The 10,489-nt window shown below is 68.4% G+C and carries 9 protein-coding genes; 2 read left to right on the top strand and 7 right to left on the bottom strand.

Annotated features, from left to right (window positions below):
* Positions 1 to 32 precede the first annotated feature (32 nt).
* Positions 33 to 983 carry a lipoyl synthase gene (lipA, locus tag F9K34_RS13505; protein ID WP_291337495.1) on the bottom strand — a complete coding sequence of 317 codons (951 nt, stop codon included), beginning with the start codon at positions 981 to 983 and terminating at the stop codon, positions 33 to 35.
* A 123-nt stretch (positions 984 to 1,106) separates the two neighbouring features.
* On the bottom strand, positions 1,107 to 2,252 hold the full coding sequence (locus tag F9K34_RS13500) for a DUF6456 domain-containing protein (RefSeq protein WP_436405746.1): 1,146 nt from the start codon (positions 2,250 to 2,252) through the stop codon (positions 1,107 to 1,109).
* A gap of 216 nt (positions 2,253 to 2,468) precedes the next feature.
* Here F9K34_RS13500 and F9K34_RS13495 point away from each other — a divergent pair, with 216 nt between their 5' ends.
* The gene (locus F9K34_RS13495) at positions 2,469 to 2,759 is read left to right on the top strand and encodes a DUF6477 family protein (protein ID WP_291337493.1); all 291 of its coding nucleotides are present in this window, start codon (positions 2,469 to 2,471) and stop codon (positions 2,757 to 2,759) included.
* A 61-nt stretch (positions 2,760 to 2,820) separates the two neighbouring features.
* Here F9K34_RS13495 and F9K34_RS13490 read toward each other — a convergent pair whose 3' ends face one another.
* From F9K34_RS13490 to recA, 5 genes are all read right to left on the bottom strand, one after another.
* Entirely contained in the window at positions 2,821 to 4,365 is a 1,545-nt protein-coding gene (locus F9K34_RS13490) for a trimethylamine methyltransferase family protein (RefSeq protein ID WP_291337492.1), read from the bottom strand.
* 123 nt (positions 4,366 to 4,488) lie between these two features.
* Complete coding sequence (locus F9K34_RS13485) at positions 4,489 to 5,301, bottom strand: class II glutamine amidotransferase (protein WP_291337491.1); 813 nt, start codon at positions 5,299 to 5,301, stop codon at positions 4,489 to 4,491.
* 153 nt (positions 5,302 to 5,454) lie between these two features.
* Positions 5,455 to 5,751, bottom strand: coding sequence for a DUF1330 domain-containing protein (locus F9K34_RS13480; protein WP_291337490.1), 297 nt, complete (start codon positions 5,749 to 5,751; stop codon positions 5,455 to 5,457).
* On the bottom strand, positions 5,748 to 8,408 hold the full coding sequence (alaS, locus tag F9K34_RS13475; protein ID WP_291337489.1) for an alanine--tRNA ligase: 2,661 nt from the start codon (positions 8,406 to 8,408) through the stop codon (positions 5,748 to 5,750). Before alaS ends, F9K34_RS13480 begins: the two co-directional genes overlap by 4 nt.
* Before the next feature lie 202 nt (positions 8,409 to 8,610).
* Entirely contained in the window at positions 8,611 to 9,681 is a 1,071-nt protein-coding gene (gene recA / locus F9K34_RS13470; RefSeq protein WP_291337488.1) for a recombinase RecA, read from the bottom strand.
* A gap of 190 nt (positions 9,682 to 9,871) precedes the next feature.
* On the opposite strand from recA, the gene F9K34_RS13465 reads away from it, so the two are divergent.
* On the top strand, positions 9,872 to 10,465 hold the full coding sequence (locus F9K34_RS13465; RefSeq protein ID WP_291337487.1) for a hypothetical protein: 594 nt from the start codon (positions 9,872 to 9,874) through the stop codon (positions 10,463 to 10,465).
* The last annotated feature ends 24 nt before the right edge of the window (positions 10,466 to 10,489 follow it).

The raw sequence follows: 10,489 nt of genomic DNA, 5'->3' as shown, positions 1-10,489 counted from the left end.
CCCGCGGCCGGGTCCGAATCGCTACGCCTGCGTCATCCGCGCCCTAGCTTCTCGAGCCGTGCCGCCCGCAGTCGCGTGAAGTCGTCGCCCGCGTGATAGGACGACCGCGTCAGCGGCGTGGCCGAGACCATCAGGAACCCCTTGCCGTAGGCCGCCGTCTCGTAGCCCTTGAACTCGTCGGGTGTGACGAAGCGGTCGACCCGGTGGTGCTTCGGCGTCGGCTGCAGATACTGGCCGATGGTCAGGAAATCCACGTCCGCCGCGCGCATGTCGTCCATCACCTGCAGGACCGACTGCCGGTCCTCGCCAAGACCGACCATGATCCCGGATTTGGTGAACATCGTCGGGTCAAGCTCCTTCACCCGCTGGAGGAGCCGGAGCGAGTGGAAGTAGCGCGCGCCGGGCCGGACCTCGGGATAGAGGCCGGGGACAGTCTCGAGGTTGTGGTTGAAGACATCGGGGCGCGCCGCCACCACGGATTCCAGCGCCCCGGGGGCGCATTTCAGGAAGTCGGGAACCAGAACCTCGATGGTCGTCGCCGGGCTCCGATGCCGCACGGCGCGGATCGTCTGCGCGAAATGCTCGGCCCCGCCATCTTCAAGGTCGTCGCGGTCCACCGAGGTGATGACGACATGCGCGAGCCCCAGCGTCTCGACCGCATGGGCGACCCGGCCCGGCTCGAAGGCGTCGAGCGCGTCCGGCCGGCCCGTGGCCACGTTGCAGAAGGTGCAGCCGCGGGTGCAGATCTCGCCCATGATCATCATCGTGGCGTGACCCTGGCTCCAGCATTCGCCGACGTTGGGGCAGCCCGCCTCCTCGCAGACCGTCACCAGCCGGTTCGACTTCAGGATGTCGCGGGTTTGCCTGTAGCCGTCCGAAGTCGGCGCCTTGACGCGGATCCAGTCGGGCTTCTTCGGCTGCGCCTGATCTGCGCGGTGCGCCTTTTCAGGGTGGCGCTGAGCGGGAATCTTGATATCGCGCACGGCACATTCCTTCACTGCGGCCGGCGATCCCGGGCCGGCCTTCCAGATACGCCTTCCGCGGAGCGAAGACAACGCCGTCCGGGACGGGCCCGCGCCTCCGTCCCGAACTCCTTCGTCGCGGTCTCAGCCGATCAGCGGAGCCTTGCCGCCGTAGGTCTCGTCATAGTGCCGCTTCAGGCGTTGCAACGCGATCCTGAGGACGATCTTGCCCGACCGCGCCGACCAGCCCATGCGCTTCTCGGCCGCCTCGAGCCCCTCGAGGAAGCAGCAGCACCTCAGCACCACGTCGCCGAGCCCGGGCCCGAGGTCGCGCAGCGCCAGCGCAACGCGGTCGCGTGCCTTGGCCGATCCGCTGTCGGACCCTCCCGTGGCAAAGCCGCCGCGGTCGGCGCCCGCAGTCAGGAAGCGGTCCCAGTTCTGCGCCACGCGCGGCCCCATCTGCGCGAGTTCGAAATCCTCGCGCAGACGTTCGCCGGCCGCGACCAGATCCGGGGTCAGGAACGGGGCCCCGTCCTTCTCCCGCCGCCGCGCGAGCACGTCGAGCGGGCTTTCCGCGAGGTTGTAGCGCATGCGCCGCGCGGTTCCGGCGCCCGGCTCCATCACCGGGCGCTCGCCCCAGATGCGGTGCTGGTCGCCGAACGGCGCCTGCGCCTCGGCGAAACCCGGCACGCGGCGGTTCTCCTCCTCCGCCAGAAGCCGTTTCAGCGCCGTGCGCCCGGGTCCCGTGATCTCGTAGGTGGTGACACGGCCCTGCGACTTCATCGCGATCCAGTCCTTGACGGCGAAGGCCTGTGCCACGGACCGGTCCACCACCGCGGTCCGCACCGTGCCCTTCAGCACCGCGGCCTTGTCCATCTCGGGTGCGACGACGAGGATGGCGCCGACCTCGCAGAGCCGGCGCAGGATGCGCCGGGCCTCGCGGTCGACGGTGGCCGCGTCGGCGATGGCGGCGCTGGACTGGCGGAGCGGTGCGGTCATGAGGCTGTTTCCTTCGTGGTGTGAGTTCGGGGGCAGGCAATCCTGCGGACGGGCAATGCCGCACCCATCGAGGTGCAGTACGCCGAGCCTGGTGAGCGCTTCGTCGATAAGGGGGTCGTCGCGGCGGTTCTCGCAGGCGCGGAGCTTCCGCAGGACGGTCGAGGGGTGGCATCCCTCGGCCTTGGCGAGCGCACGGATCGACAGCCCTTCCTCGATGTGGCGAAGATAGAGCCGAGCGTTTTCCGGCAGCCAGGCGGGCAGCACCGCCGGCAGGGGGTTCATTCGCGTCATGTCTCACCGATTTGTCGCGGCGCTTCACACCGCCTTAACCAGAGTATGGCGCAACCCTTGGTTGATTCCGTTACCTGTTCGTTAATGCGGCGCCCAGCGGCCATATTTCTTTCGAATTCATAAATTTGGCTGAATTTTGCGGACGCAGGACAGCGACAATCCGCAACATCGCGTCATCCTGTTTCATCCTCCGGTTGCATTCACCAAGAGGCTCCGATGACCGATCTCATGACTCTCGTCAGCGACCTGCGCCGTCCGCGCCTGCTCGTGCGCGCCGCGCGCGCCGGGCTCACGGAATACAGCCGGGCGCGCGACCTTCGCCGGCTGATGCGCGTGTCGCAGGCACCGGCGCCCGAGCGGGCCCTGAGCGAGCTTCTGGCCGAGGAGGAACGGGTGGAGGCGACGCGGCGCGCGGGAGACGCCTCCTACAGCTTCGTGCGCCACATCGAGCTTCTGATCGCGATGATGGCCGAGGTGCGGCTCCTGCCCCGGCCGGGGGCCGCGTGACGAAACGGAACGGGCCGCCCCCGATCGGGGGCGGCCCGCTGGATTCCGCCGGCGCGCGGCGTCACATGAAGGTGTCGGGCGTCGCGGCCTTCTTCTTCGCGACATAGGCCTCCAGCGCCTCTTCCACGGCGGGGTCGATCGCGGGCTTCTGGTAGTCGGACAGAAGCCTCGCCACCCGCTCCCGCGCCAGCTGGACGGTGTCGCGCTCGCCCTCTTCCTGCCAGGTCTCGAACGGCTTGTAATCGAAGAGGTCCGACCGCCAGAACGCGGTGCGGAAGTTCGCCTGGGTGTGGTCGGTGCCGAGGTAATGGCTCGCCTGGCCCGAGCCCACGAAACGCAGCGCCTCCATCGCCTGACCGTTCTCGGACAGGTCGATGCCCTCGGCGATGCGATGCATCACGCCAAGCTGATCGGCATCCATCACGAACTTCTCGAAGGAGGACACGAGCCCGCCCTCGAGCCAGCCGCAGGCATGGAGCATGAAGTTGACGCCCGAAAGGAGCCCCATGTTGAGGCTGTTGGCGCTCTCGTAGGCGGCCTGCGCGTCGGGCAGCTTGGAACCGCAGAAGCCTCCTGCCGAGCGGTAGGGAACGCCCAGGCGGCGGACGAGCTGGCCCGCGCCGTAGGTCACGAGGCTCGCCTCGGGCGTCCCGAAGGTGGGTGCGCCCGACGCCATGTCGGTCGAGGTCACGAAGGCACCGGCGATCACCGGCGCGCCCTTGCGGATCAGCTGGCTGTAGGCCACGCCCGCCAGCACCTCGACCAGCACCTGCGTCAGCGTGCCCGCCACCGTCACCGGCGACATCGCGCCGCCGACGATGAAGGGCGAGACGATCGCCGCCTGGTTGGCCTTGGCATAGACTTCGAGCGCACCCATCATGATGCCGTCGAAGGTCATCGGCGAGTTGATGTTGATGAGGCTCGTCATCACCGTCCGGTCGTTCAGCCCGCCGAACAGGATGTCCGACATCTCGACCGAATCCTGCGCCCGCTCCGGCGCCGTGACCGAGCCCATGTAGGGCTTGTCCGAAAGCGTCATGTGGGCGTGCAGCATGTCGAGGTGGCGCTTGTTCACCGGCACGTCGGTCGGTTCGCAGACGGTGCCACCGGAATGGTGCAGCCACTTCGACATGTAGCCGAGCTTCACGAACTTGCGGAAATCCTCGATCGTCGCATAGCGGCGCCCGCCATCGGCGTCGCGCACGAAGGGCGGCCCGTAGACCGGGGCGAGGACGAGGCCCCTGCCCCCCACGGTGACGTTGCGTTCGGGGTTGCGCGCGTGCTGCACGAAGGACGCGGGCGCGGTCTTGCAGAGCGCGCGCGCCAGACCCTTCGGCAGGCGCACCCGCTCGCCCTGCACGTCGGCCCCGGCATCCTTCCAGCGCTGGAGCGCGGCCGGGTTCTCGACGAAGTTGACGCCGATCTCCTCCAGGATCGTCTCGGCGTTCGCCTCGATGATCTGAAGCGCCTCCTCGTTCAGGATTTCGAGGTTCGGGATCTTGCGCTCGATGAACTTCGCGACCTCGATGCGCACCGCGCTGCGTTCGGCCCGCCGTGCCGCGCCGCCGCCGCCCCGGGCCCGACGACCTTCCGCCACTTCGCTCATGCGCGCCTCCTCTGTCCGCCTTGCTGGCCTCCTTTTACCGCCAAAGCCGCGTGCACGGCTGCGGATTGCGTCATCTCGCGGGCGAAAACGACATGGGCGCGACGGCAGGCGGGCGGGACCGGCTCAGGCGGCGGGGCGCCGCCGGACGGCGCCGCGGGACCGGCAACGGGGCACGAAGGGCTCCACGCGCACCCCGGTGCCGTCGAAGGTGCAGAAACTGCCGGGCGGGATCGGCTCCCAGCACTGGCCGGCGTCGAGCGGTTCGGAGACGACGGCGCGGCCGGCGCGGGTCTCCGACCAGCGGTGGTAGAGCGTGGGTGCCGCATCGTCGGTGGCGTAGCGCACGGCATAGAGCCGCCGGCCATCGGTGAAGGCGACCGTCATTCGCACGTGAGGGGCCGCGCCCTTGCTGCGCGACAATGCCTCCATCGCCGCGGTGGCCCGTTCGAGCGCGCCCTTCGGGTCTTCGGCGAGCCCCTCGCCGAGGGCCACGAGGAACAGCGCCTCGCTGTCGGTCGCGCCCTTGCGGTGCGGATAGAGATGGTCGGGGATCAGCATTTCGGCGTCGCGGCGGAAGCTGTCGTAGCCACCGATCTGGCCGTTGTGCATGAAGGCCCAGGCCCCGACCGCGAAGGGATGGCAGTTGTTGCGGCTCGTCGCCGTGCCGGTCGAGGCGCGGACATGGGCGAGGAAGAGATGCGATTTCACCTGCGCCGTCAGCGAGCGCAGGTTCGGGTCCGACCAGGCCGGCAGGATGTCGCGGAAAAGCCCCGGCTCCTCCCGCTCGCCGTACCAGGCGAGGCCGAAGCCGTCGGCGTTGATCGCCGACTTCGCTTCCGTCGCGCCGTGGCTCTGGTGGATGAGCGAATGACCCGGCCGGCACACGATCTCCTCGAGGAAGATCGGCTCGCCCGTGTAGGCGGCCCAACGGCACATGGGTCAGGCCCCCGCCATCGTCTTGAGGATCGTCACTGCTGCCTCCAGGCCCCGCCGCCTCAGCCTTGTCGCAAAAGGATTTATTTTCCCTTGCCTTGTTGGCCGGAACGATACCGCGCAGAGCCCGCGCGCGTCAATCCGCCCCGAGCGGGATCAGGATTCCTCGACCACCATCAGGTCGCGCTCCGCGGCGCCCCGGGCATGCGCAAGGGCCGCCTGGTACTCCGGACTGTGGTAGCATTCCACCGCGGCCTCGAGCGAGGGGAAGCGCGCCACCACGTTGCGCGGCCGGTCGTTGCCCTCGAGCTGCACGTAGCGCCCGCCGCGGGCGAGGAAGACCCCTCCGTGCTTGGCGATCGCCGGGCCCGCGAGCGCGGCGTAGCGGCCATAGGCCTCGCCGTCCGTGACCTTCACATGGGCGATCCAGAACGCCCCCTTCGTCGCGCTCATGCTGTTCCTCCGATCACCGCTTCGGCGGCCCTCACCGCCTCTTCCGACTTCGACACATCCGCGCCGCCCGCCTGTGCCATGTCGGGCCGGCCGCCGCCGCCCTTGCCGCCGAGCGCCTCGGCCGCCGCCTTGACGATCGACACGGCGGAAAGCCGGTCCGTCAGGTCCGCCGTGACCCCGGCAGCGACCGCGGCCTTGCCGCCGGTGTCGGCGACGACGAGGACAACGCCCGAACCGACGCGCGCCTTCAGTTCGTCGACCAGCGCCGGCAGGTCCTTGCCCGAGACGCCCGCCACGGTCTGAGCGAGGAACTTGACGCCGGCGATATCCTTCGCCTCGGCCCCGCCCTTTGCGCCGCCCCCCATGGCGAGGTCGCGGCGAAGCTGCGCGACCTCGTTCTGAAGCGTCTTGCGGTCGTCGATCAGCGCCCTGACGCGCTCCACCACCTCGGCGGGCTGAGCCTTCAGCGCCGCCGCAATCTCGGCGAGCCGCCCGCCGAGCGCGTTGAGGTGATCGAGCGCCGCCTGCCCCGTCAGCGCCTCGATCCGCCGCACCCCCGCCGCGGAGGCGCTGTCGCCGAGGCAGACGAAGGCGCCGATGTCGCCGGTGCGCGCGACATGGGTGCCGCCGCACAGTTCCAGTGAATAGGTCGCCCCGTCCGCGCCCTTCGCCGAACCCGCGAGACGCCCCATCGAGACCACCCGCACCTCGTCGCCGTATTTCTCGCCGAAGAGCGCCTGGGCGCCGAGCGCGCGGGCATCGTCGGGCGTCATGATCCGCGTCTCGACGGCCGAGTTCTGGCGGATGAAGTCGTTCACCTCGGCCGAGACCGTTGCCAGCTCGCCGGGCGTCATCGCCTTGGAATGGCTGAAGTCGAACCGAAGCCGGTCCTCGGCGTTGAGCGAGCCGCGCTGCGCGACATGGTCGCCAAGCGCGCGCCGCAGCGCCTCGTGCAGCAGGTGCGTGGCCGAGTGGTTCGCCCGGATCGCGGTGCGTCGGGCATGGTTCACCTCAAGCTTCGCCGGCTGGCCGCGCGCGATCTCGCCCTCGGTGACCTCGGCGATGTGGATGAAGACGCCCTGCGACTTCTTCGTGTCGGTGACGGTCGCCATGCCGGTATCGGTGCGGATGAGGCCGGTGTCGCCGACCTGCCCGCCGGCCTCGGCATAGAACGGCGTCTGGTTCACGACGATCTGGACCTTCGCGCCGGTCGCGGCGGCGCCGATCTCGGCCCCCTCGGCGACGAGCGCGACGATCTGGCCCTCCGCCGCCTCGGTGTCGTAGCCGAGGAATTCCGTCGCCCCGTGCCTTTCGGCCAGGTCGAACCAGATCGCGGCATCCTTGGTCTCGCCCGAACCGGCCCAGGCCGCGCGGGCCTTGGCGCGCTGTTCCTGCATGGCGTGGTCAAAGCCCGCGACGTCGACGGTGCGTCCCTTCTCGCGCAGCGCATCCTGCGTAAGGTCGAGCGGGAAGCCGTAGGTGTCATAGAGCCTGAACGCCGCGGCGCCCGGCAGCGGCTGGCCCTCGCCGAGCCTTGCCAATTCCTCGTCAAGGAGCCTCAGGCCGCGGTCGAGCGTCTGCTTGAACCGCGTCTCCTCGAGCTTCAGCGTCTCGCCGATCAGGGCCTCGGCGCGCACGAGCTCGGGATATGCCGCACCCATCTGGCGGACGAGCGCGGGCACCAGCCGGTGCATCAGCGGCTCCTGCGCGCCCAGGAGATGCGCGTGCCGCATCGCCCGCCGCATGATCCGCCTGAGCACATAGCCGCGCCCCTCGTTCGAGGGCATGACCCCGTCGGCAATGAGGAAGGAAGTGGAGCGCAGGTGGTCGGCGATAACCCGGTGATGGACCTTCCCCGGCCCGTCGGGATCGGTCGAGGTGCCGTGCGCCGATGCCTCAATGAGGCTCCGCATCAGGTCGGTGTCGTAGTTGTCGTGCTTGCCCTGCAGCAGCGCGCCGATCCGTTCGAGGCCCATGCCGGTGTCGATCGACTGCATCTCGAGCTCGCGCAGGGTGCCGTCCTCGAACTGCTCGTACTGCATGAAGACGAGGTTCCAGATCTCGATGAACCGGTCGCCGTCCGCCTCCGCCGAGCCCGGCGGGCCGCCCCAGATATGGTCGCCGTGGTCGTAGAAGATCTCGGTGCAGGGGCCGCAGGGGCCGGTGGGGCCCATCCGCCAGAAGTTGTCGTCGGTGTCGATGCGGATGATCCGCTCCTCCGGCACGCCGACCTTCTTCCAGATGCCGAAGGCCTCGTCGTCTGTGTGATAGACCGTGGTCATCAGCCGCTTCGGATCGATGCCGAAGTCCTTCGTGATCAGCTCCCAGGCGAAGGGAATCGCTTCCTTCTTGAAGTAGTCGCCGAAGGAGAAGTTGCCGAGCATCTCGAAGAAGGTGTGGTGCCGCGCGGTGTAGCCCACATTGTCGAGGTCGTTGTGCTTGCCGCCGGCACGGACGCATTTCTGCGCCGTCGTCGCCCGCACGTAGTCGCGCTTCTCGACCCCGGTGAAGCAGTTCTTGAACTGCACCATTCCCGAGTTGGTGAACATCAGCGTCGGATCGTTCCGCGGCACCAGCGGCGAGGACGCGACGACGCGGTGGTCGTTGCGGCGGAAGTAATCGAGGAAGGTCGAACGGATGTCGTTCAGGCTGGGCATCGGGGCGGGCCTCGTCGGGCGAAGGGAAGGGCCTTGGCGTGTTATCCCGTGTCGCGGCGCGTGTCCACAATTCTGCGGCGCGGCGAGGCCGCCGCCGGGCGCGTGATCCGGTCGGGCCTTGGGACCGACGTTCGCCGGACACGAAACGGGCGCCGCCGATCCGGCCGCGCCCGTGCTGCGTGAAAAGGCTGGACGGGGCCCGTCAGGCTTCCATCACCTCGTCGCCGCCCTCGTCCGAGGCGCCGAAGTCGAGCCCGTGGCTCGCGCGGATCTTGTCCTCGATCTCGTGCGCGACGGCCGGGTTGTCCTTCAGGAACTGCTTGGCGTTCTCGCGGCCCTGGCCGATGCGCTCGTCGCCGTAGGAGTACCAGGCGCCCGACTTCTCGACGACGCCGGCCTTCACGCCGAGGTCGATGAGCTCGCCCGTCTTGGAGATGCCCTCGCCGTACATGATGTCGAACTCGACCTGCTTGAAGGGCGGTGCGACCTTGTTCTTCACCACCTTCACGCGCGTCGTGTTGCCCACGACCTCCTCGCGGTCCTTGATCGCGCCGATGCGCCGGATGTCGAGCCGGACGCTCGCATAGAACTTCAGCGCGTTGCCGCCGGTGGTCGTCTCGGGGTTGCCGAACATCACGCCGATCTTCATGCGGATCTGGTTGATGAAGATCACCATGCAGTTCGACCGGCTGATCGAGGAGGTGAGCTTGCGCATCGCCTGGCTCATGAGGCGGGCATGGACGCCCACGCTCGAATCGCCCATCTCGCCCTCGAGTTCGGACTTCGGCGTCAGGGCCGCGACCGAGTCGACGACGACGAGGCTCACCGCGCCGGAGCGTACCAGCGTGTCGACGATCTCCAGCGCCTGCTCGCCGGTATCGGGCTGGGAGATCAGCAGCTCGTCGAGGTTTACCCCCAGTTTCTTCGCATACTGCGGGTCGAGTGCGTGTTCGGCATCGACGAACGCGCAGACCCCGCCCTTCTTCTGCTCCTCGGCCACGACATGCAGCGTCAGCGTCGTCTTGCCCGAGCTTTCCGGCCCGTAGATCTCGACGATGCGCCCCTTCGGCAGCCCGCCGATGCCGAGCGCGATGTCGAGCCCCAGCGATCCTGTCGAGGTCGCCTCGATCTCCATCACCGGGTTGCCGGCGCCGAGCCGCATGATGGAGCCCTTGCCGAACTGCCGTTCGATCTGGGCGAGCGCGCTGTCGAGCGCCTTCTGCTTGTCGGGGGAGCGCTTGTCGTTCATGTCGAGAAGGTTCGTCACTGCCATGGTCCCGTTCCTTATTTCACACGCCGTGGGGCGCGGCAATCATGCTCGTGTTCGCCTCTTGTTCTCGGCTTTATGAGATCAAAAGAGGAACAATTCAACCGCATTTTCTGAAAATCGACTTTTTCTCCTTTGGGTAAACGTTTAGTTAATGGCGCCGGGGAATCCGCGGGAAACGGGAAAAAGGTTTGCAATGCTCGTCTTCTGGAAGCAGCGGCTCGTCTATCTCGCGACACCGAAGACAGGCACGACGGCCATCGAGGCCGCCCTCGAACCGCTCGCCAGCCTCGTCATCCAGCGCCCCCCGGAGCTGAAGCACACCTCGGTGCACCGCTACTGGAAGTACCTCGCGCCCTTTCTCCAGAAGGCGGCGGACGAGGATTTCATGGTGGTGGCGGTGATGCGCGAGCCAATCGACTGGCTCGGCAGCTGGTACCGGTATCGCCAGCGAGGAAGCGGCGTGGCGCCGGAAAAGAGCACGAAGGGGCTGAGTTTCGATGGCTTCGTCGAGGGTTACCTCTCCGACCCGCAGCCCGAATTCGCCAACGTCGGGTCGCAGAGCCGGTTCCTCGTACCCGAAAGGGGCCCGGGGGCGGACCGGCTCTTCCGCTACGACGACATGGCGGGTTTCGTGCGCTTCCTCGAAGACCGGCTCGATTGCGAGATCACGCTGCCGCGGCTGAACGTCTCGCCGGCTGGCGCGACCGACCTCTCCGCCACGGTCGAGGCGCGGCTGCGCGCGGCCTGCGCCCGCGACTTCGCGCTCTACGCCTCGCTTGGCCGCTGACCCGCCCGCGCGGGGCCGGAGCCT

The organism is Albidovulum sp., from assembly GCF_008933605.1.
GTDB lineage: Bacteria > Pseudomonadota > Alphaproteobacteria > Rhodobacterales > Rhodobacteraceae > Albidovulum.
The sequence above is the reverse complement of the archived record's forward strand: the minus strand, read 5'-3'. Positions and strand labels throughout refer to the sequence as shown.

Excerpts from the sequence above, each read along its gene's own strand:
- F9K34_RS13500 (WP_436405746.1), bottom strand. The coding sequence starts at position 2,252 with ATGACGCGAATGAACCCCCTGCCGGCGGTGCTGCCCGCCTGGCTGCCG.
- F9K34_RS13495 (WP_291337493.1), top strand. The coding sequence starts at position 2,469 with ATGACCGATCTCATGACTCTCGTCAGCGACCTGCGCCGTCCGCGCCTG.
- F9K34_RS13490 (WP_291337492.1), bottom strand. The coding sequence starts at position 4,365 with ATGAGCGAAGTGGCGGAAGGTCGTCGGGCCCGGGGCGGCGGCGGCGCG.
- F9K34_RS13485 (WP_291337491.1), bottom strand. The coding sequence starts at position 5,301 with ATGTGCCGTTGGGCCGCCTACACGGGCGAGCCGATCTTCCTCGAGGAG.
- F9K34_RS13480 (WP_291337490.1), bottom strand. The coding sequence starts at position 5,751 with ATGAGCGCGACGAAGGGGGCGTTCTGGATCGCCCATGTGAAGGTCACG.
- alaS (WP_291337489.1), bottom strand. The coding sequence starts at position 8,408 with ATGCCCAGCCTGAACGACATCCGTTCGACCTTCCTCGATTACTTCCGC.
- recA (WP_291337488.1), bottom strand. The coding sequence starts at position 9,681 with ATGGCAGTGACGAACCTTCTCGACATGAACGACAAGCGCTCCCCCGAC.
- F9K34_RS13465 (WP_291337487.1), top strand. The coding sequence starts at position 9,872 with ATGCTCGTCTTCTGGAAGCAGCGGCTCGTCTATCTCGCGACACCGAAG.